Source organism: Acinetobacter sp. 148, from assembly GCF_031196675.1.
GTDB classification, from domain to species: Bacteria; Pseudomonadota; Gammaproteobacteria; order Pseudomonadales; family Moraxellaceae; genus Acinetobacter; species Acinetobacter baumannii.
Genome location: NZ_JAVIMT010000021.1, coordinates 1 through 22,030, shown reverse-complemented (window position 1 = coordinate 22,030; position 22,030 = coordinate 1). Strand labels below are relative to the sequence as shown.

The 22,030-nt window shown below is 38.4% G+C and carries 22 protein-coding genes and 1 pseudogene; 13 read left to right on the top strand and 10 right to left on the bottom strand.

Translation table 11 applies throughout. From position 1 onward, the window contains the following. Nucleotides 1–4: 4 nt before the first annotated feature. Complete coding sequence (dusA, locus tag RFX69_RS04105; protein WP_030423654.1) at nt 5–1,021, bottom strand: tRNA dihydrouridine(20/20a) synthase DusA; 1,017 nt, start codon at nt 1,019–1,021, stop codon at nt 5–7. Between the two features lie 134 nt (nt 1,022–1,155). On the opposite strand from dusA, the gene RFX69_RS04100 reads away from it, so the two are divergent. Then, nucleotides 1,156–2,304: a tyrosine-type recombinase/integrase gene (locus RFX69_RS04100; protein WP_000534873.1), complete on the top strand. Its 1,149-nt coding sequence runs from the start codon at nt 1,156–1,158 to the stop codon at nt 2,302–2,304. Here the strand turns inward: RFX69_RS04100 and RFX69_RS04095 are convergent. The 5 genes from RFX69_RS04095 to RFX69_RS04075 all read right to left on the bottom strand — a co-directional run bounded on the left by RFX69_RS04095 (nt 2,288) and on the right by RFX69_RS04075 (nt 7,212). Next, the gene (locus RFX69_RS04095; protein WP_000500676.1) at nt 2,288–2,560 is read right to left on the bottom strand and encodes a pyocin activator PrtN family protein; all 273 of its coding nucleotides are present in this window, start codon (nt 2,558–2,560) and stop codon (nt 2,288–2,290) included. The genes RFX69_RS04100 and RFX69_RS04095 overlap by 17 nt on opposite strands. 18 nt (nt 2,561–2,578) lie before the next feature. Then, nucleotides 2,579–3,559, bottom strand: coding sequence for a hypothetical protein (locus tag RFX69_RS04090; protein WP_000170392.1), 981 nt, complete (start codon nt 3,557–3,559; stop codon nt 2,579–2,581). Nucleotide 3,560: 1 nt separating this feature from the next. After that, complete coding sequence (locus RFX69_RS04085) at nt 3,561–4,796, bottom strand: inovirus-type Gp2 protein (RefSeq protein ID WP_000834699.1); 1,236 nt, start codon at nt 4,794–4,796, stop codon at nt 3,561–3,563. A gap of 726 nt (nt 4,797–5,522) precedes the next feature. Beyond that, on the bottom strand, nt 5,523–6,635 hold the full coding sequence (locus RFX69_RS04080; RefSeq protein WP_000235771.1) for a hypothetical protein: 1,113 nt from the start codon (nt 6,633–6,635) through the stop codon (nt 5,523–5,525). Between the two features lie 361 nt (nt 6,636–6,996). Continuing rightward, nucleotides 6,997–7,212, bottom strand: coding sequence for a hypothetical protein (locus RFX69_RS04075; protein ID WP_000489165.1), 216 nt, complete (start codon nt 7,210–7,212; stop codon nt 6,997–6,999). Between the two features lie 534 nt (nt 7,213–7,746). Here RFX69_RS04075 and RFX69_RS04070 point away from each other — a divergent pair. From RFX69_RS04070 to RFX69_RS04040, 7 genes are all read left to right on the top strand, one after another. Continuing rightward, nucleotides 7,747–8,007 (top strand): hypothetical protein, encoded by a 261-nt coding sequence (locus RFX69_RS04070; RefSeq protein WP_000790978.1) that lies wholly within the window; start codon nt 7,747–7,749, stop codon nt 8,005–8,007. A 104-nt stretch (nt 8,008–8,111) separates the two neighbouring features. Continuing rightward, complete coding sequence (locus tag RFX69_RS04065) at nt 8,112–8,261, top strand: hypothetical protein (RefSeq protein WP_002056795.1); 150 nt, start codon at nt 8,112–8,114, stop codon at nt 8,259–8,261. Between the two features lie 14 nt (nt 8,262–8,275). Continuing rightward, complete coding sequence (locus RFX69_RS04060) at nt 8,276–9,343, top strand: DnaJ family molecular chaperone (protein WP_019767983.1); 1,068 nt, start codon at nt 8,276–8,278, stop codon at nt 9,341–9,343. Nucleotides 9,344–9,424: 81 nt separating this feature from the next. Continuing rightward, on the top strand, nt 9,425–10,123 hold the full coding sequence (locus RFX69_RS04055; RefSeq protein WP_031945661.1) for a hypothetical protein: 699 nt from the start codon (nt 9,425–9,427) through the stop codon (nt 10,121–10,123). A 60-nt stretch (nt 10,124–10,183) separates the two neighbouring features. Next, nucleotides 10,184–10,513, top strand: coding sequence for a hypothetical protein (locus tag RFX69_RS04050; RefSeq protein WP_001009292.1), 330 nt, complete (start codon nt 10,184–10,186; stop codon nt 10,511–10,513). A gap of 91 nt (nt 10,514–10,604) precedes the next feature. Beyond that, on the top strand, nt 10,605–10,898 hold the full coding sequence (locus RFX69_RS04045) for a hypothetical protein (RefSeq protein ID WP_075400723.1): 294 nt from the start codon (nt 10,605–10,607) through the stop codon (nt 10,896–10,898). A gap of 55 nt (nt 10,899–10,953) precedes the next feature. Further along, the gene (locus RFX69_RS04040; RefSeq protein ID WP_000951141.1) at nt 10,954–12,003 is read left to right on the top strand and encodes a DUF932 domain-containing protein; all 1,050 of its coding nucleotides are present in this window, start codon (nt 10,954–10,956) and stop codon (nt 12,001–12,003) included. A gap of 263 nt (nt 12,004–12,266) precedes the next feature. On the opposite strand, the gene RFX69_RS04035 is transcribed toward RFX69_RS04040, so the two are convergent. Both RFX69_RS04035 and RFX69_RS04030 read right to left on the bottom strand, forming a co-directional pair. Beyond that, nucleotides 12,267–13,148: a copper resistance D family protein gene (locus RFX69_RS04035; RefSeq protein ID WP_001067741.1), complete on the bottom strand. Its 882-nt coding sequence runs from the start codon at nt 13,146–13,148 to the stop codon at nt 12,267–12,269. 65 nt (nt 13,149–13,213) lie between these two features. Continuing rightward, nucleotides 13,214–13,594 (bottom strand): copper resistance protein CopC, encoded by a 381-nt coding sequence (locus RFX69_RS04030; protein WP_000689220.1) that lies wholly within the window; start codon nt 13,592–13,594, stop codon nt 13,214–13,216. Between the two features lie 282 nt (nt 13,595–13,876). Here RFX69_RS04030 and RFX69_RS04025 point away from each other — a divergent pair, with 282 nt between their 5' ends. Then, complete coding sequence (locus tag RFX69_RS04025; RefSeq protein ID WP_002055133.1) at nt 13,877–16,216, top strand: heavy metal translocating P-type ATPase; 2,340 nt, start codon at nt 13,877–13,879, stop codon at nt 16,214–16,216. A gap of 77 nt (nt 16,217–16,293) precedes the next feature. Here RFX69_RS04025 and RFX69_RS04020 read toward each other — a convergent pair whose 3' ends face one another. Further along, nucleotides 16,294–17,670: a heavy metal sensor histidine kinase gene (locus RFX69_RS04020; RefSeq protein WP_000149045.1), complete on the bottom strand. Its 1,377-nt coding sequence runs from the start codon at nt 17,668–17,670 to the stop codon at nt 16,294–16,296. Beyond that, nucleotides 17,660–18,343 carry a heavy metal response regulator transcription factor gene (locus RFX69_RS04015; RefSeq protein ID WP_001221580.1) on the bottom strand — a complete coding sequence of 228 codons (684 nt, stop codon included), beginning with the start codon at nt 18,341–18,343 and terminating at the stop codon, nt 17,660–17,662. Before RFX69_RS04015 ends, RFX69_RS04020 begins: the two co-directional genes overlap by 11 nt. 149 nt (nt 18,344–18,492) lie before the next feature. On the opposite strand from RFX69_RS04015, the gene RFX69_RS04010 reads away from it, so the two are divergent. From RFX69_RS04010 to RFX69_RS03995, 4 genes and pseudogenes are all read left to right on the top strand, one after another. Beyond that, complete coding sequence (locus RFX69_RS04010; protein ID WP_000853609.1) at nt 18,493–18,810, top strand: hypothetical protein; 318 nt, start codon at nt 18,493–18,495, stop codon at nt 18,808–18,810. Nucleotides 18,811–18,892: 82 nt separating this feature from the next. Beyond that, nucleotides 18,893–20,770 carry a copper resistance system multicopper oxidase gene (locus tag RFX69_RS04005; RefSeq protein WP_050560511.1) on the top strand — a complete coding sequence of 626 codons (1,878 nt, stop codon included), beginning with the start codon at nt 18,893–18,895 and terminating at the stop codon, nt 20,768–20,770. Further along, nucleotides 20,757–21,686, top strand: a complete 930-nt coding sequence (locus RFX69_RS04000) for a copper resistance protein B (RefSeq protein ID WP_001260879.1) — start codon at nt 20,757–20,759, stop codon at nt 21,684–21,686. Before RFX69_RS04005 ends, RFX69_RS04000 begins: the two co-directional genes overlap by 14 nt. 112 nt (nt 21,687–21,798) lie before the next feature. Continuing rightward, nucleotides 21,799–22,008: pseudogene (locus RFX69_RS03995) on the top strand (hypothetical protein); the annotation flags it as partial. Between the last annotated feature and the right edge of the window lie 22 nt (nt 22,009–22,030).

The following is a 22,030-nucleotide window of genomic DNA, read 5'->3' as shown; positions in this document are numbered from 1 at the left end:
TGGCTTAAAATTGGTGTTCCTTTAAATACTCTTCAGTACGGATAATGGCAGCTTGCATATTATGGATTGCATTCTCGACATCAGTTAAAGTTTTTGCATTTCCACCACTTAGCGCCTGACGCCATTTGCGAGCGCCCGGTAAATTTTGGAATAAACCTAAAATATGACGCGTAATGATAGAGAGTGGCGCACCCTCAGCTAGACGTTGTTCAATATACGGTAGCATTTGTTCCATAATATCGAAGCGATCCGGTGCTTCTAGGTTCCAAAGTTGGCCGAGCTCAGCAAGTAAGTAAGGGTTGTGATAGGCTTCACGGCCAATCATGACGCCGTCAACGTGCTGTAAATGAGCTTGAGTTTCGGTAAAAGTTTTAATACCGCCATTAATTTCAATAGTCAGATGCGGGCGTTCTTGCTTTAAACGGTAAACATCTTCATAGCGTAGCGGTGGTACTTCTCGGTTTTCTTTCGGAGACAAACCTTTCAATATCGCAATACGGGCATGTACAACAAAGTGGGTACAACCTGTTGCTGCTACCGTATCTACAAAATGCAGCATTTCTTCGTAAGACTGCATGTCATCAATACCGATACGGTGCTTAACCGTTACCGGAATGTTGACGGCTTTTTGCATGCTGTGAATACATTCAGCGACCAAGTCTGGTTCTGCCATTAAACATGCACCGATTTTATTGTTCTGTACACGGTCACTTGGGCAGCCTACATTCAAGTTGACTTCGTCATAACCCCAGTCTTCAGCCATTTTTGTGCAAGTGGCAAGCTCTTGTGGGTTTGAGCCGCCAAGCTGCAATACGATTGGGTGTTCTTGAGTGTTATAGTCCAAATGGCGTTTCGCATCACCAAATAGAATCGCGCCCGTAGTCACCATTTCTGTATAAAGTACAACGTTTGGGTTAAACAACCGTGCAAAGAATCGGTAGTCCTTTGTAGTCCAGTCCATCATTGGGGCTACACTGATTCTTGGAGATTTAATAGTTTCAATGGTTTTGTTAATAGTCATTAAAAATCATACCTTTAATCAGTGTTTTGCAACCTGTTTGAATCTGTGGGAACTCATGTTTAGCTGCGTTAATCGGTTTGCATTTACACCAGAATTTACACCATAATGAAAAAAATGGTTCATGGTGTAAAATTATGGGGTCAATTACTGCCAGAAAAAGTGCAGATGGAAGTGTTAGTTACCGAGCTGCTATCCGGATCAACAAAAAAGGTTATCCTGCTTATTCTGAAAGCAAAACATTTTATTCAAAAAAAGTGGCAGAAAACTGGCTTAAAAAAAGAGAAGTTGAGATTCAAGAAAATCCAGACATTTTACTTGGCAAAGAACAACTGATTGATCTAACTTTGTCAGATGCCATAGATAAATATTTGGATGAAGTTGGGAGCGAGTACGGCAGGACGAAACGCTATTCTCTACTCTTAATTAAGAAGTTGCCAATTGCGCGCAATATTATCACAAAAATACATTCGATACATTTGGCTGAGCATGTGGCTCTAAGACGAAGAGGCGTGCCTAATCTTGGTTTAGAACCTATTGCAACAAGTACACAGCAGCATGAGCTTTTACATATTAGAGGTGTTCTATCTCATGCATCTGTTATGTGGGGTATGGAAGTTGATTTAAGTAACTTCGATAAAGCTACAGCACAGCTTAGAAAAACTCGTCAAATCTCGTCTAGTAAAGTGAGAGATAGGCTTCCTACAAAGGAAGAGTTAATTGCTTTAACAAAACTTTTTGCTGAGCGTTGGAAGTTAAATAAATACGGTACTAAGTATCCAATGCATTTAATTATTTGGTTCGCAATTTTTTCATGTAGACGTGAAGCAGAGTTAACACGCTTATGGCTGCAAGATTATGATTCTTACAACTCTTCATGGAAAGTTCATGATTTGAAAAATCCGAACGGTTCTAAAGGTAATCACAAGTCTTTTGATGTGTTGGAACCTTGTAAAACAATAATTGAACTTTTATTAGATAATGAAGTGCGGAGTCGTATGCTTCGATTAGGATATGATGAACAACTCTTATTACCTTTGAATCCCAAAAGCATAGGAAAAGAGTTTCGCGAAGCATGTAAAATATTGGGAATAGAGGATTTACATTTTCATGATTTGAGACATGAAGGTTGTACGAGACTTGCAGAACAAAGTTTTACTATTCCTGAAATTCAGAAAGTAAGTTTGCATGATTCTTGGGGGAGCTTACAGCGGTATGTTTCTGTGAAGTCAAGGCGAAATGTAATTCAATTGGAAGAGGTGCTACGCCTCATTGATGAAACGTAGCAAAGTCTTTAGCAGCTTCAGAATACTTCTTATCTAAGATATCAGCCAAGTCTTTAACGTGCACCAGAAATGGTGCGCGTTTGCTTGAATCTATTTTAAAGACAGAGAAAGGAAACTCTTGATTATTTGCCTTTCTCAGCGCCTCTGCCTTGCTTAAGTGAGGATAGTAGTCTTGTACTATGCTCATTAATTCGACAGTCATAGAGCGATATTTCATAAATAGGTAATCAGCGGTGTTTAACTGGAATGCACCCATTGTGAAATAGCCTCTTAACTAGTTAGTTTTAAACTTTGAATACAACACATCAAAATTGGACTGTGTATCCCAAATTCGAAGGACTGCATCACTGCCTATCAGGTACGTTTTGAGCAGCTTAATAAGATCTTTGCACCTTGGATCACTTTTAAAAAAATGATTAGTTTGCATAAACCCGTTTAATGGCATAGATACAGGATATGCTTTGCAATTAAATAGGCCTTCCAGATTACCTCGTAAGGCAATGAAAGCATTTTCATCAGAAGAACCAACAGGATCATCTATGAACTGGCGTTCCAGTAAAAACACCAGCCTAAGTGCTAATTGTCCTTGGGGTGTAAGTTCCCATTTCGAAAATACGGCAATAATTTCATTATTTCCACCTTCATTAAGGAAAATGGCGATCATCTCTTTTTTCTGCTGATCTAAATATTGTTGTTTCGAATACATTGGAGTATTCGCTGAAAGCGTAAATAGCATTGGCAAATATAGCTCATGTGTTTCGAAGCCTGCGTAGTCTCTGAATAGAACCTTCATTGTCGAATCAAATAACTCTTCAGCACGACTTTGTTCTGTATTCCAAGCTGTTAAATCCTCACTAAACTGCCTAGTGTTGAGCATATATTGGTAGCCCGTAATTTGATTAGAAAAATACTGATCGTGGCAGTAAATCCCCCCATTAAGCATAGGCCCCATATGTTTAATAAACTGAATAAACAATTCGTTCTCTGGCTTTAGTCGAACAGATAACATCCCATTAGTGACAGGGGAGCCTGTCACTAATGGATATGCTGATCTAATCAACTCAACAGGTTTACTGAGAGATAATGCCTGATTACTATTTTGAGAATTTTGTTTTGCAAACATGCTCGTAGTTTTTGATCTCCCAAGAGCTTTTGCTGACTTCTCAGAACCAATCAGATCGTAAGCCCAAATAGGTTGAATGCTGCATGACGAATGTGTAGCTGCAAGTAAAGCATCTGATGCGTACTTAGTCATGTTACTGTCCTCCTACTTGAGCATCATCTGATTGATCAGAGTCTAGAAGGTTAAGTTGTTCGAACTTACGTGGGCGTCCAAGTTTAGTATCAGGTACTTTGGGTATTTGGCTTGTTCGGAAGCTCCGAATTTGTTCTCCATTAGTAAAGGCGAAGTACTGATCATTTTTGCATATGTAGTCAAACGTAGCCTTGAGATTTTTAAGCATTTCATGATCGGTATACTCCAAAATGCCTAAGGCACGATAGCGGTACTCATCTTTCTTCATATTGCAGATAAAAGCAGTCCCAAGATTGTTTGTAGCAACCTTCCATTTCTCAGCAATATATTGTCCCCACGTGATGTCCTCACGATGGTCATTGGCATTGAAGAAGTAATAAAGATGTCCATGAAATCCCTTAGTCGGGGTGTGTTCAATACGCAGGATATACCCGAGCGCATGCTTAAGCTGATTATGCTTAGATGCATCATAGAACCGAATAAAAGACTCTTGTATAAACCCACTATCATGTTCAACCTGAGCAAAATTAGGTGAGATAGCAAGCTGTTGAAGCTTAGCTGGATCGCGTATTAATCCTAGGTCTACTCGAACAACAAGGATTCGAGAATGGATCTTGAGTAGCGTATCAACAAGCTGAACACAACGTTCTTTAGAACGGCGTCGATTACTAGCACGATTTGAAAGCTGTTTACGAATTGAGGTACTCTGTATTCTTACTGCAAACAACTTCTGAAATTTAATCAAAGCCCTAACATAAGCCTGAGCTTGTTCAGATGTGTAACACTGATTGATTAGAGCAAACTCATAAAGGGCATATTGTTCTTCCTTTGTTAGTTCTGAGAATGTGTCCTCAAAAGCTTGTAACTCAATGCCCATTTTATAATTGCCAGAGCGAGCAGACACAAAGATTGTTGTAAGCTGGCACTTAAGCGAAAGAGGAACATCCTTCGCATATTCAACACATAGTTGCTCTTTACCCTTAAAACTCTTAATAGGTGTAAGTATAGCGATAGGGCGCTGCTTCTGAAAAAACTTGATCAACTCAATACGACTGATCATTTTCTCAACTTCGTGGTTTATACTCGTCTTGAAAGTTTTAGTATTACCATTCTCTGTTGTCCACTCAAAAGTTGAAAAATCTTCTTTGAGCTGTTCTAGGAATGCATCTCTATCTGCACCTGAGAACTGTGCGATAGGTGGAAGAGAAGGTTTAGCTGTAGCGTTAAAAGATTTCATAATATACCTCAATACAAATAATTAATTACGTATCAGGCGTCATGAGGTAAAAGCTCTCCCTATGGACATCGTTTAGACATGTCCATTAGAGGTAGGCGTAGAGTGGGTATTGGCTAATCTATCTGGAGTGTATTCAAATCAATCTAATCCATAAGCAGTATTTGCTAAGGCATACTGCTTATGGCAATAAGTATCTATCAGAATAATTACATATATCTAATATTACTTATTAATTGTATTTAAGCCGAAAAGCCGATTGCCCTTTACTTCGAGAATGCTCTACCAAAAAATGACGGTAATACGAGAACTTTTTAAAGGTTGCGATGTCCCGCGTTACGCAGCATTTAAATGGCTTTGTGGAGTTATTTTTGGGTTGACCCACACCTGTAAATTGCTAAGCTTCCAATTGAATGTACTTATTAATTTGATGTGTTGCTGGCTTAGGTTTGAGTTGGTCATATTGGTTCCTTATGTAGCAAGTTTTGTATGCTTGATTGCATAAGGGGAATTCTAGAAAAAATTGACCACCCCAAAAAAAACTGCGAAGAATTTCTTTAAGCTACTGATATTTATATTTTTAAAAGCTTTAAAATATAGAAATTTCATTGTAATTATTACTCTTTTAAAAATTTATTAATTTTTTTTAAGAGCATGTCAGTGTAGAACTAACAGGCTCTAAATAAACTATGTGAGTGATCGGATTTTTATTGGGGTGAGAGGGGAATTCTAAAGTTTTCTACCTTTCTTTTCTATAAAAATGTTCAGCGCATTATATAGGCTTGGTTCGCTTTCCTTTAACCAAGATTTAGCTCCATTCAGTAATTTTAATCTTTGGTCGAAGTCTCTAATTTTACTTTTTTGAGTTTCTAAGTCAGAAATCTTTTTCTGATAAAATACTCTTATTTCCTTATAGCGTTCGATAGGGCGACCTGCAAAAGAAGTTAGGGGTTGATCACGGTTCTGAGCTTGTATGATTACAGTTTTTTTACCATATTCTTCAATTTCTTTGACTTCAGCTGTAGATAGATCATTTCGAGCTGCAAAAAGAAAATATTCAGCTTCTTCTTTTTTTCGTAAACAATGTTCTATTTCAGCATTGTATTCTTGAGTGAGGTATTCTGGAATTTTTGAGATAGCTTGCTGCTCAATGGCTCCTAGAACCGTATCCATACTTGAGTAAGTTTTTTGATTACTGGTAATAAAACGTTGAACAAGTGAGAGGTAAGTTTTTTTTACCCTCTGGGATTTTTTATGGCTGTTTCGGGCTAATTGAGATTGTCTAATCTGTTTATAGATATCTTCTGGTAGCGTGTAGATATAGAAAGAACAATCATAATGTTTGGAGTAGAGACGAAATGCTTCTTCAAAATGTTTCTCAGCTTGTTGTGCTGTTTTTTTGAATATTCTGGTTTTAGTTGATACCAAGTTTTTGAATTTACGAATTTCAGTCGCGATTTCGCCATAGTGTCGGGCAAGTCGGTCCTCTTCGGGAATGTAGATGTAAATTTCCGATTTACCTCGAAGTAATGGTGGGGGTAATCTCCATGCCTGTTGACGGAGAGCATTTTGTTCTGGCGATTCTTTTAATAAGCCTTGATCAAGCTGTTCATAAAACCACTTTCGGTCATTATCCGTCATTTCTTCACTGATAGGTTCCATTTGTTCGGGTAAATAAGCTTTGTAGTGTTCGGCATAGGCTGATGGCAAACCATAGGGAAATTTATGTCTTTTAATAATATGTTCTTCAAGTTGGTCAATTAAGCCAATAAGTTTTTTGATGTTACTCGTAGATGTGGTTTCTTGTTTAGCCTTAGCATTTTTTTTAGCTGAAGTTGCCATGTAATCAAGTTCACTTATTCATTTTAAAAGAAGTGCATATATTATAAGTCGTAACTACTTATAATTTAAAAATGATTTAGCTTAACTTGAGAGTGAATTATGAGCATTTGTAGAGGGGTGTTAGGTGTTAAACTGCACTCCATTTATGTACCGACTTATGATGATTCTGTACCGACTTGCGATGTTTTGGGTGAAAAGTAGTCAAAATCAAAATGTAGCTTAGAGTTATAATTGTTGGACTAAACTTGTAGTACTGTGAAGCATTCTACTGGATTATAAATTTATTATGGACTGAATCAAGTGCTAGAAAATCACTCATTATTGGTTAGTTAATAGTATGTCTTTGTATTACTAAAAGGTCTCAATAGCGTTTCATTAATTGCAATGCAAGATTGTAGGCTACGGTTGTAGAAATTGACTCTGCTATAAAGAACTCTTGGGGTGGGGTGAAGTTTAAAGCCTGCTTTCGATAACGCGTCTGCTTTCCTGTCTGTTTGTCTTTGAAAATAAACTCATCCTGAGCATGAGAATATTCTTGTCCATACAGTGGACCACCAAGACACTTTAACCGAAACACTGAATCATCCTTAAATTTACCTAATGGTTAGTTTAAAGAATTAATCTAATGAAAAACAATAACAATCACTTTACAACTTAGTCGATAGATCATTGACACCTTAAATTTTGCACATTATCCTTTGCGTGCTGGCCTACATTGCCAGTTGGTTTTGACAGACCATTTCTCAGAGATATTAAAAGATCTTCTTTTAATGTCTAGCTTCTCGTTCCCTTCCGTAGCGGTAGGACGGAAGTGGGACACTTTCGAGTGTGCTGGCCTCTGAGACCAGTCTGTCAACCCACTTTCGTTCTGCCACCATAAATCTAAATTAATGCTTTGGCAGAACTCCCAATATAAGGAGTTGGCTATGCATATTCTTTTTACACCTTCCGACTAATTTTAATCGAGTTTGATGAACTTACTGTTTCTCAAGCTTTAGTTTTTTTCGTCTAAAAATTTAACTTTAAAAAATGTCATGTGAGCTACACCGTGGCAGGGCTTTGTATTGCCTAAAAAAGCCTGACCTCCATGACCATGTCACTGGATATAACGATGAAAAATAAAATTTTGATGGGTGTGGTGGGTATCAGTTTTCTGATCTTGAATGGCTGTTCTTCCGATTTTGAAAAGGGCGTCAAACATGGCTGTTACAACATGGGTGGCAGTCGCAGCTATTGCTCTTGTGTCTATGACAAGGTCGAAGAACACTATGGACGTAAAGTCATGCGGCAAGTTGAGCGTATGAGCTACCTTCCTGCCGATCTGGACCGTGTGATGTACCAGTCTGGTGAGCAATGCGTAGACAAGTTTTAGTACCAGATATTTAAAGCCTTAAGCAAATCATTAAAGCACTCATTTCCTGTTGCCTGTTCGGGCAACGGGAAGGGCTTATGCAACTCAATTTAGGAGTTTTGATTATGAAACATCCATTTTTTACCTTCTATTTCACGATTGTCATTGGTTACTGGCTGTATTGCATTTGGGAATATCCGGGACATTACTCTGGCGCTTATTTACTAGGACGTGCTCTGGTCTGGCCGGTTATCTTTATACGTTGGTTCTTTTAGGGGGATTAAGAGTGATGAGCATATCGGATCGAATCCAGAAGAGTCAGTGGGTGCCCTTATTGCGATGTAGCGATAATATTTATTTTTCACCAGTCATTCCCAATAAAAAGTTGCAAGGTGCCATGACCTATCTCCCACATGGTGTAAGTCCCAATGATGTCTTGATGCTGATTGATGACACTGTATTTGGTAGTGCCAAGGCTGGAATGTGTCTCACGGCAAAGGGGCTTTTCTATAAAGAAAGCTTTGAAGATGAACAAGCTTATCCGTTTGAACACATCCAGCGAATAGAGGCTGATATTGGAATACTTACCAGTTCTATTTTGATCAATGGTCATGATGAACTGAACTTTAGTCAACTCGATAAAGGTGTGGTAAAAACTTTGGTGGCATTCCTAAATGAATGTTGTCAGGGCAAGCAAGCAACCAAGCAAACGAATGTAAATATTGATGCCGAGATGCAGATCATGATTGATCTGTTTGCTTACTTTATTACCTTTAGTGCGGGTCAGTGGAATAGCCGATCAAAAGCAGCGGTATCCGATCATTTTACTAAATTGAATGATAAGGGTGTGCATCAGTATGTTGAAAAACTACTGAATGAACAGACGCACTTCGATTATGACGACCTGTTGCATCGTCTGGCAGACCTGAAAGATAAGCTGGCCTATAACTTCCGTAGAGAGATGATTGAGCAACTGGTCTATGCAATGGCACTGGGACAAGTTGAGCAGAATCAGGCGGATCTCTTCATGACCCATTTATGTCGTGTATCCAATGTTTCTAAAGCCGTATTTCCGGATCTGGTCAAAATTATTTATCAATGTCTGGCTGATGAAGTGAATCAGTCTACTACTTCTACTTTCAACGGTGAACAACTTCAAGCGTGCAAACTTCTTGATATTCAGCCTAATTCACTGACTGAACAAACCTTGCAAATTGCTTACCGAAAAAAGATGGCTGAGTTCCATCCCGATAAATACCAGAACTTACCTGAATCTGTTCGTCAGTTGATTGAAAGTCAGGCACAGCAACTGAATGAAGCAAGAGCAGTATTAAAAAGCTATTTGGACAATAACTGAAAATAAAGAATTTTTACTTACATATTACCCCAGTGAAGGCAGCACTAAAGCGCCGTATATCCTCTATTTCAAGGTAATGATATGAATATGATAAAGAACAGCACTAACTCAACTAAAAAGATACCACCGTTATATTGGTTGTTAACTGTAGTCATGATGGCGGTGTTAATTGCAGGCGGTATTTTATTTAATCAACATCAAAAACGACAAACTGAACTTCAGTTAGCACAACTCGCTTTAGAACAATCTAAGGTACAAAATCAATCTGCCACAACACAAGCAGCATCGGAACCCGTTGAATCAGGTTTCACTGGAATTGAAAGTATGGTGGAAAACCCGGAATCAGAATCTGCTCATTCACAAGCTGAAGATGAGGTGGTTGCGGGGGCAATAGCCGCGGTTGATCAGGCAAAAGCACAAGATACAAGTCTAGGTAATCTCAGTTCAGAAGTTGATGGTGAGTACCATGAAGGGAAAACCTTAAGTTCCAATGCTTCTCGCTATGGATTAAAGCCAATCAAATCTGCTCCTAGTGATTTAAAGTCAGCCATCCCGAATATTGATCAAATGTTAGCTTCACACCTCATGAATGTATGGGGCCGCTCAAGTCCAGATCAGGTGAGTAAACGAGTTGAAGGATGGAGCCAGCAAGGTAATACCATGACCTATCGTACTGCATGGGACTCTGACCGTTACCAATGTACTTGGTATGTGGTGAGTTGGGATAAGAACAGCAATCAAGTCCTGAATGAAGGATACCAGCCATGTTTTGGTCACTAACTTAAATAGCCTTTTAGCATTTATTGAATGATTACTTTTATTTACATCAGAGAAAAGATTATGAACTTTATCAAACTTATCACTTGTGGCGTTTTAAGCCTTTCAATCAGTTCTATTGCCTTGGCTAAAACTGAGCAGGTTACACTTAAAGCCAATGTCTATTACGGCGAAGAATCAGTGGTATTTCCAACCACTAAAGGCGAAGTCATTTTAAATAGCTACGCCATACCAGCCAAAGTTGTTCCTCAAGTTAAACCTTTTAAGAAGGGGCAGTGTTTAGAAATTAAATCAAAACATGGTTTCTTTAAAGACACTGGAGATGGTCAATATATTGAAAGTATCCAACCATGTAGCAAGAAAGGTTTAGCGACTCCAAAAGTAACTCGTTAATCTGACATTCATCAAAACGACATAAATCTCAATCAAACCACAAGCATTTGCTTGTGGTTTTTTTTATGCCTTTTATTTAGAGGAAACGACTATGCATCAATGTCCTTACTGCCATTCGAGGCATCTGAAATTACTACGGCAGTCGGAGCAAACTCACCAAAGTGTATTTGCAAAGCTCTCATCATTCTCACCCATGTCTCTAGCAGCGGCCTGTATGCAATTGTCAAAGCGCAGTCCTATTCACCCACTAGTCGGTGGCTTTGTTGGGTTAGTTGTAGGGGGCATGTTTCTGCTCTACGTCCAGCATCAAGACAACACGGTGACCTTGCATTACCAGTGTGAGCAATGTCTGGAGCACTTTGAAATCAAGCAGTCGGGTTTTTAGTAACTCTCAATTTTACAGAATTCAAATTATTTAAATCATTTAAAGGAAATCAATCATGGCACATCAAGTGGAAAAAATGGCATTTGTAGGTCAAACCCCTTGGCATGGTTTAGGGAATCAATTGACCCGAAACCAACCTATAGAAGTATGGGCGGAACAAGCAGGTCTGGACTGGCGAATTGAATCATCCAATGTCAGCTATATGGCAAAAAATGAACGTGGACAAAGCATCATCATGCCGTATGAAGATCAGAGAGTCCTTTATCGTTCAGATACTCATGCGCCGTTATCGGTAGTGAGTCAGCGTTATCAGGAAGTCCAGCCCAAAGAGATTTTAGAATTTTACCGAGACCTAACAGAGCAATCAGGCTTTGAACTGGAAACAGCGGGGGTACTTAAAGGTGGGCGTAAGTTCTGGGCATTGGCAAGAACAGGGCAATCGGCAGCGTTGAAAAGTAAGGATGTCAGTAATGGCTACATTTTGTTGGCAACTGCATGTGATGGCACATTGGCAACCACGGCGCAATTTACCTCGATTCGTGTGGTATGTAATAACACTTTAGCTATTGCCTTACGTGGGCAGAATAGTAGTGCTGGTGTAGTTAAAGTTCCACACAGTACCAAGTTTGATGCTGAGAAGATCAAACAGCAATTGGGTATTTCAGTTCGTGCATGGGATGAACACATGTATGAAATGAAGCAACTCAGCCAACGCAAAGTCACTCAGCAGGAAGCAGCAGCTTACTTTGATGCTGTGTTCAATAACACGAATCTGAGTATTGCCGAACAGGATGATAGTATCATTCAGTTCTACCGTAATGTAGCTACGCCTAAACAGATCAACTCATCCAGAGCCGATAATAAAACTGAACCCAATGGGCGCGCCATGTCAAAAGTCATGACCATGTTTAACGGACATGGACGTGGGGCAGAGTTAGCCTCAGCCAAAGATACGGCTTATGGCTTGTTGTGCAGTATTACAGAATTTGCAGATCACGAGCGACGGGCGATTTCAACGGATCATCGGATGGATTCGGCATGGTTTGGAGCTGGGGCCAACCTTAAACAACGTGGATTGGAACAGGCATTAAGAATGGTTGTATAAGGTATGATTATTTATTTAAGTTCATTTATACATTAATTACAGAAAATCATGTAATTAATGTATAAAAACATAGGCAGATTATGGGGTAAGTAATTTTACCCCTATATTTTAAAAGATTTGAGACTCTATAGCCGTACACTACACTCTACTTACAATAGTAAAGCTTATGGAGTTAGAAAAAATATCAAGAATTGAACCAATAATGAAATCAAACAGAATCAGATAATTTTTTCATTTTACTTTTTAAATTTCTATATACCTATTTAATCAATTCCCACTACAGTTGTAATATATCCAGTCGTTAAAAGGATCATTAAGCCTAATGATATTTCAAATAAAATGGCATAACCCAACTGTCCGGCAAATTTCGGGTCTTGTAAGCGAGGGGTAAAATACCATTTGTTAGAGGCAGCTAATAATAAAATGCTTAGAACAAATGCGATTTTAATAATAAAACCATGTCCATAAGGAGTATTTAGTAGAGTATTAAAATCTTTAATGAGTAACAGCGCAATACTGGCACCACAAGCGAGTAGTATTCCTACAACAAATGCTGCGATTCTTCCAAATAAATGCATGCGATCTTTTAATGGAAGACCAGTAATTTTTTTAGTTGTTCTCCATAAAGGGAAAAGTGATCCCATCCATAAGGACATTACAAGTACATGTATTGATAATAAGAATTGAGCTAATAAAGGTAAATTCGTAACATGGCCTAGTTGTGAAAAACTAAAAACTATGGGGATGAGCAGGATGGTAAAAATTGTCCCTTCTACTTTGGAAATCTGGATAGTCCCTTTACTAAGCTTTACGAGCATAAATAACAGTAAAAATGCGAAGCTGACTGAACGGATGATATGGATATGCCCAGTAGGTGTATTTACTAAGATATTAATGTAGTTACTGTCCCACATCCCAGAAAGACCTGTATTGGCAAAACTTCCTATAAGAACGAAGAAACCTAAAGTACTTGAAATAAAGCCTAATCCGGCACCAATAGTAATGTACTTTAGGAGAATTTCCTTGATTTCTACATAGCGTCCCAGTAGAAAATAGCTAAAGGCGCCCCCAACGACAAAGGCTATTCCTAAATATAAAATGACTTTAATCAGCCACGTTGCATATATCCAAGTTTCAGGATTCATATTTATCCCCCGCGATAGCAATATGCCAGCAAGCTGCTGGCATATAGACTACTGGTGTTTTATGGTTATTTCGCTGATTTAATGGTGAAGCTATATTCACCATTCATGTTATGACCATCAGCACCCATTGTGGTCCAAACCACTGTGTACTTGCCTTTCTTAAGTTTAGGTACTGCGACTTCAAATGATTTTTTTAAATCATGAGTTACCTGGTAATTTAAAGGGATGTCTTTACGTTGAGCGTCAAGTAATTTGACATTCATTAACATGACTTCATCACCAAAATTCAAAGTTATATTTTTGGGCTGGCTTGCTACAGATGCATTAATAGCCGGAGTAGCACTTTCAAGTTTGACATGAGCAAATGCGCTTGAAGCAGCTACAACCATAGTCGCACCTACTAGTACATTACGTAGAGCAGACACTTTATTTTGGAAAATTTTCATTTCATCACCTTTTTAAAATTAGTACTTGCTAAGTAATGACCCAGTGAAATTCCTAAATTGATAGAGTTGGTCATCACTCTTTGTATGCCTATTATTCAAGAAAGAGAGAAACGTCTTGATGACTCCAAAATTACATTTTTGTCATTTTTAGAATTGAAAACTCACAAGTGCTAAACTGACTTTATCAAGAAAAATGTTCATTAAATATCCAAATAACCGGAAATTTATTTCTGTCCGAAGCTAATTGTTTTTTTTTAAATTAAATATGAAGGAGGTTTATATATGAACCATCATCATGAAAAGAAAAGTATAAATGAAGCACTTAAGGATCCTGTCTGTGGCATGGCTGTAACAGAAGAATCTAAATTTCATGAACAAGTTGGTATTAAGACTTTTTACTTTTGTAGTGAAAAATGTCAGATAAAATTTAAGCATGATCCTGCTTTGTATATTGCTAAAGAAAATGAATCTGCTTCCGCAAATGCCTCTCTAAATAAGATGGATACACACTCAGATAGTGTAAATACCTTATCAATTTATACTTGCCCAATGCATCCAGAGATCCGGCAAAATCATCCCGGTAACTGCCCCATATGCGGTATGTCACTAGAACCATTACTACCCAATCTAGATGAAGCTGATGATAATCCTGAACTTAAAGATTTTAAAAGAAGATTTTGGTACACCTTACCGTTGACCCTAATTGTAGTATTTTTGGCGATGTTTGGTCATCAACTGAATTGGTTTGAAATGAAGGTGCAAAGCTGGATTGAACTTGTCCTTACTTTACCAATCGTTTTTTGGGCAGGTTGGCCATTTTTTGTAAGATGTTGGCAATCAATTTTAAATCGTAGTCCGAATATGTGGACTTTAATCGGAATTGGGACTGGGGCTGCATTTATATATAGTCTCGTTGGGACTTTGGCCCCACAAGTATTTCCAGATTCTTTTGTTTCTATGGGGCGTGTCGCTGTGTATTTTGAAGCTACAGCCGCCATTATTTCATTGACCTTATTAGGTCAAGTACTTGAATTAAAAGCTCGGTCACAGACTTCGGAAGCAATTAAGTCTTTACTTGGGCTGGCTCCAAAGACTGCAAGAAAAATTAACGAAGATGGCCGAGAGGAAGATATCCCACTTTCCCATGTACATGTTGGAGATTTACTGAGAGTGCGGCCAGGTGAAAAAGTACCTGTTGATGGAGTAATTACAGAAGGTTCAAGTTCTATTGATGAGTCGATGTTAACGGGGGAGCCAGTTCCGGTAACAAAACGTATAGGTGACCAAGTCATTGGTGCGACAATGAATATGAACGGTTCATTAGTGATGCGCTCGGAAAAGGTCGGCTCTTCAACAGTACTTTCACAGATAGTTCAAATGGTGGCACAGGCTCAGCGTTCTAAAGCCCCTATGCAAAGAATGGCAGATCAGGTAGCCGGTTGGTTTGTGCTGGTGGTGATCGGTATATCTATCCTTACTTTTTTTGGTTGGGGAATATTTGGACCAGAACCAAGTTGGGTATATGGACTAATCAATGCTGTCGCAGTTTTAATTATTGCTTGCCCGTGTGCTTTAGGATTGGCTACACCCATGTCAATCATGGTCGCAACAGGTTGTGGTGCATCCAATGGCGTACTCTTCCGTGATGCCGCAGCAATAGAAAATTTACGTAAGATAGATACATTAATTATTGATAAAACAGGCACCTTAACAGAAGGTCACCCCTCGTTTGATAAGGTCATTGCTTTATCCGGATATGAAGGGAATGAAGTTCTCAGACTAGCTGCGAGCTTGGATCAAGGTAGTGAACATCCCTTGGCGGATGCAATTGTACGGGCTGCCCGTGAAAGAAACCTTGTACTAACCACACCAACATCTTTCGAGTCAGGTTCCGGAATTGGTGTGAAGGGCGAGTTAGAGGGGCAACAATTAGCATTAGGCAATACCGCTCTAATGGAACAACTCGGCATATCAGTTGATACATATATCCCTCAAGCTGAGCAATTAAGAGCAGAAGGTGCGAGTGTTATGCATTTGGCTGTTGATGGGAAGCTCGTAGGATTATTGGCTGTTTCTGATCCAATCAAAGCCAGTACACCTGAGGCTGTGCATGCTCTGAAGAATTCTGGTTTAAGAATTATAATGGCCACAGGAGATGGTTTAACTACTGCAAAATCAGTTGGAGCTAGATTAGGCATTGATGAAGTTTATGGAGAAGTTAAACCGGCAGATAAACTGGAACTGGTTAATAAATTACAAAAAGAAGGAAGAATGGTTGCAATGGCAGGTGATGGCATCAATGATGCCCCAGCTTTAGCTCAAGCGGATATTGGTATTGCAATGGGAACAGGAACAGATGTGGCCATGAATAGTGCTCAAGTCACTTTAGTCAAAGGTGATTTACGGGGTATAGAGATCGCTCGTTCCCTGTCAGAGGCCACTATTAAAAATATGAGGCAAAACCTGATGTTTGCATTTCTTTATAATGCTTTAGGCATCCCTTTAGCTGCGGGTATTTTATATCCATTTACCGGTTGGCTACTTTCTCCTATGATCGCAGCTTTAGCAATGAGCCTAAGTTCAGCATCGGTTATTGGTAATGCTTTAAGGTTACGTAGTTAAGAAAGAATCATTGTCTGACTACTCATAACTTTTTAGATATAGAAATGAGTAGTCAGTTATTTTTTATTCACAAATATTTATCTTTTAAAAATTATTTGAAAAGCTATCCGACCGTTGTTATAGTCCGCTTGAATCGTTGCACCATGTACATCAAGAATTGACTTGGTAATTGCTAGACCTAAACCTGTGCCTTCCTCAACTCTTTGTCTGGACGCATCCGTACGGTAAAAACGGTCAAATAACCGATTCAGCTGCTCAGATGTTATTGGTGAGCTTTCATTTTCGATTGTAAATATAGTGGTATCAATATTTTGTCGGCAGTTAATCTTAATTACTGTATCAGGTTTGCCATATTTGATCGCATTTGATAGTAAATTACTCAGTGCACGACGTAACATTGAAGGATCGCCTTTTACATATCCTTGTCCACTTTGTTCTAGGGACATTCCCTTTTCAGCAGCGATAGCATCATAGAAGTCAAATAAAGCAGAAATTTCTTGTACCAGGTTGATCTGCTGCAGGTTTGGTAAGTGTAGGCCATGCTCTGCCTTTGCAAGAAATAACATATCTGAAACCATTCGAGCCAAACGTTCAAACTCTTCCAGATTAGAAAAGAGGACTTCCTGATAAGTATTAATATCCCGACTACGAGATAAACATACTTGAGTTTGAGTCATTAAATTATTAATTGGCGTTCTAATTTCATGGGCAAGATCAGATGAAAAATCTGAGAGTTTTTCTACAGCAGTTTCTAATCGATCTAGCATATCGTTAAAGGCTATGGCTAATGATTTTAGTTCAGTAGGAGTGTTATCGACTGCTAAACGTTCAGATAGATGCTGAGCTGAAATACCTTCTGCAACTTTTGCCATTTTCTGAACTGGACGTAAGCCCCTCCATGCGGCAAACCAACCTAAAAACATTAAACAAATTGTGCCCACCACTCCGATATATAACAATTGTCGTCTAAAGTCGTTTAAAAAATGTTGATGTTCGGAGGTATCGATTCCAACAATAATTTGAGCAGTTGGAACACTCATATTTTTATCAAACGACTTCTTATAAACTAAACCGCGGTATGTTTTATTTTGAATTTCCCACTCTATCCAAGGGATATGTTTGGACTTTACTAATGTTTTAGCCTTTATAACGGCAGGTGCTGAACTAAAAATGATTTGGCCAGTTGGGCGTTCAATCTGGACAATTAGGTCATGATGGCCAACTAAAGCATCTTTTAAATATATCTTTAGTTCATCGGTATTTTTCGGATTCTGTTCCAGTAAATTTTCTAAAAGCTGAATTTTCCCTTCTAGCTGAGTGCGGTCCTGAGTTTCAAAATGATGCATAACAAGCTGATGAATGACCAGCCCCATAATCATTAAGATAATAATGGTAGATAATGAGAAGATGAGAGCAATACGGAAACTGATCGCATTAAACAGTTTATGAGTCATCTTCTACCTCTAAGACATACCCCATTCCGCGGATGTTTTGAATCAACTTAGGACTAAAATTACTATCTATTTTATTTCTTAGACGTTTAATAGCGACTTCTACAACGTTTGTATCACTATCAAAATTCATATCCCATATTTGAGAAGCAATGAGAGCACGAGGCAGAATCTCTCCACGTCTACGCATGAATAATTCCATCAATGCGAACTCTTTAGCTGTAAGGTCAATTCTTTGTCCAGCACGTGTGACACGGCGTTTACGAAGATCAAGTTCAAGATCAGCAATAGTAATAATATTGCTATCTTCCTTTTGTTGACCGCGACGAAGTAAAGTTTTAATTCGGGCAAGAAGTTCTGCAAAAGCAAAAGGCTTAACGAGATAATCATCAGCTCCTAGTTCCAGGCCTTTAACTCTATCTTCAATTTGATCACGTGCTGAGAGAAAAAGGATAGGCATAGTTTTGCCACTTTTGCGAATATCATTAATGATATTCCAACCATCTAACTTCGGTAACATTACATCTAGTATAATTAGATCATATTCTTCAGAAAGAGCTTGATGTTTACCTGATAAGCCATCTGTAACCCAGTCTGTAATATATCCTGCCTCAGAAAGACCTTGCTTTAGATAATCACCAGTTTTTTGTTCATCTTCAACTAGTAAGATTCTCATTTATTAAGCCCCGTATCGCATATTAAGACCATAATAACGTTATAAATACAGGATGCGATGTAGATTACAAAAATGTCATTTTCAAGTCACATAGATGTCCGGTTCCAACCTATAAGTTAGTTATATAAAATTTATTTTTGGAGCAATCAATGAAAACTCTATTCCGTCGTAGCTTTACTGCTTTTATGTGTGTTGGGACTTTAATTGCTGGAAGCCAATCTTGGGCTGCGGATGCTCAACAGAAAAATATTGTAAGTACAGAAGTTAAAGTAAATTCAAAAGCACAAGAGAAATGCAAAAAGCCTTGTGATATGAAAGATGGCAAGGAAAATCAACAAAACCATAGTCAGCATGATCACAGCCAAATGTCTGATATGTCCCAAATGGATCATTCTAAAATGATGAACATGGATCATTCTCAAATGGGTGAGATGGACCATTCTAAAATGAATATGCCAAATAAATAATTAATACGCGAAATAAGATATTGAGGGAAAGTATTTTATCCACCTGCTTAGCCCTCAATTAACTATAGATAGGTGAAAATAAATGTCTAGAAAATTAAGTCATGTCCTTTTAATAGGAGTCGGATTGTTTTCGTCGACTTGGGTTATGGCAGCGGTTAAAGAATATGATTTAACAATTGCTGAACAGACGGTGAATATTACAGGAAAGCCTCTAAAACGAATTACTGTAAATGGTAAGTTTGTTGCACCTCTTCTTGAGTTTGAGGAAGGTGATGATGCCGTTATTCGCGTACACAACAAGTTGAAAAACCAAGATTCATCTATTCATTGGCATGGTTTAATTTTACCTGGCATTATGGATGGAGTACCTGGGTTCAACAAGTTTGATGGTATTGCACCAAATAAAACCTATGAATATAAATTCAAGGTTCGTCAGAATGGAACCTATTGGTATCACTCGCATAGTAAAGGCCAAGAGCAAGATGGCTTGTATGGTCCTCTAGTTATTTATCCCAAAAATAAAGTTCCTTTAACGGCTGGAGAAAAAGCTGATAGAGATTACGTAGTCTTACTCTCTGATTTTCACAATTCTACTAGTGGTCAGATTATGAGTAATCTCAAGAAAGAAGCTGATTATTACCAGAATCGAAGAGAAACGGTTTTTGATGTTTTCAGGCAGATTAAAAGAGATGGTTTAAAAGCAACATGGAAAGATCGTTCCATGTGGAATCAGATGCGAATGCTTAAGACAGATATGTCTGATGTAACAAACTATACGTTTTTAATGAATGGTAAGACTCCAGAACAAAATTGGACTGGAAATTTTAAAGCTGGAGAAAAAGTACGTCTTCGTTTTATCAATGCTTCTGCAATGTCTTTGTTCGATGTAAGAATTCCTAATCTGAAAATGACAGTAGTCAGCGCGGATGGACAACCAGTAAAACCCGTGCCAGTGGATGAGTTCCGGATAGGAACCGCTGAGACTTATGATGTTATTGTAGAACCGAAACAAGCAAGTTATCAGATTGAAGCTGAATCTATTGATCGAAGTGGTTTTTCTATCGGTACATTACATGATGAAAATACTTCACCTGTAAAAAATATAATGATGCCGACACCTCGTCCCCGTGCTTTACTGACGATGGAAGATATGGGAATGAACCATGACATGTCTTCGATGGAAGGTATGGGTCATGACATGTCTTCAATGAAAGGTATGGGTCACGACATGTCTTCAATGAAAGGTATGGATCATGACATGTCTTCAATGAAAGGTATGGATCATGACATGTCTTCGATGGAAGGTATGGGTCATGACATGTCTTCAATGAAAGGTATGGGTCACGACATGTCTTCAATGAAAGGTATGGGTCACGACATGTCTTCAAAAACAATGGGCTCTTCTGGATCAGATGAGGTGGTTTACGGATGGGCGAATGCCTCAACCCCAGCTGGACTAAAAGCACTTCAATATAGTGATCTACAATCTTTAACCCCTCAAAAAGATACTCGTGCTCCAGAACGTGAAATTGAAATCCGCTTAGGGGGAAATATGGAGCGCTATATTTGGACAATTAATGGTAAGAAGTTTAATGAAACTGAACCATTTAAAGTGAAATATGGTGAGCGTATACGCTTGAAATTTGTTAACGACAGTATGATGGCTCATCCAATGCATTTACACGGCATGTTTATGCAACTGGAAAATGGCCAAGATCCAAGTAATATGCCGAATAAACATACAGTAATTGTTCCACCAGGTAAAACAGTTACAACTTTATTAACTGCTGATGAGTTAGGTGAATGGGCCATCCATTGTCATTTGCTCTATCACATGTCTGCTGGAATGATGAATAAACTTATTGTGGCAAATGTCGATAGTAATAGTACATCTTCGAAAGATGTTGTTACTCAACCTAATACTAATGATAAGGGGGTAAATCAACATGCGCACCACTAAAAAAATATATTCTAAGACACTTTTATCTATAGCTTTAATTGGATTATCAGGTCTAGCTTTTGCAAATAATACTGATGTTCAACGCACGGATAATAGTACTAAATTCTGTCAGTCCGAGAGTATGAAAATGCTGTTAAAAGAGCCTGGTGGGCTAGGTTATGTTGACCGTAATACTTATCAAAATTCAACTTCTGGTAATGATGGAGATAACAATGCAGGTCTTGAAGTTGAAACATCTAATAGCCGAAATCATGATAAGCATCTGAAAGAACATGGTGGACAAGTTTTTCAAACGACTAAATTTGAGAATGAGTGGACTGTGGATGAAGATGGCAAAGGTACTTTAGGATCGAAAATTGAAACATTGATAGGCACAGATGAAAATCGCCTATTTATTGAAGCAAATTTGGATAAAGTAGAAAGTCATGATCCAAAATATGATGTGTCTGCACTTTATAGCCGTAATGTAGCACCCTTCTGGGATGTGCAGGCGGGGGTGAGATATAGTGAAGATAAAAATAACAGCAATAGTGATCGGGTTGATGGTGTTATTGGCGTATTGGGATTAGCTCCCTATTTCTTTGAAACCCAAGCTTATTTGTACGGTGGTGAGAATAATTTCTGGGGGGCAAGCTTAGAAGTCGAGCGTGATTTCTTGTTAACCCAGAAATTGATCACACAACCTTATCTCGAAGTAGATGCTGTGTTTAGCGATAATTCTAACTATGCTGCAAAATCAGGTTTATCTGAATTAAAGACAGGTATTAAAACCAGATATGAAGTTACTAAGAGAATCCGACCTTTTGTAGATATTGCTTATCAATATGAAAAAGGAAAAAAAGCGACTAATATGCAAGAAGCAACTGAGTCCGAAAAAGGATGGAGATATGGTGCAGGCATCGAATTGGGCTTTTAATGTACTATAACTTGGAATCATGAATGGTAGTTTTAGCTACTATTCATGAAATTGTTGCTATTGCCTTTCAATTCTGTAAAACTAAAAAAGCTTAAATTTTGGTCTTATCATTATGCAGTGGTTAAAGACATGCCTATCGCTGTTTTTATCGTTTGCTATCCTGTTAGTAGGATCGGCTGCTGCTGCTTCATCTGTACATAAGCGTTGTTTAATGCCATCTGAACAGATACAAACCATGCAAATGGAGCTGTCCGAAGTTCGGGGTATGATGCATACTGACTGTATGAAAACCGAGGTGAAGGTAAAAAAAGATGTACATGATCTGTATTAGTTCAGACTTGATC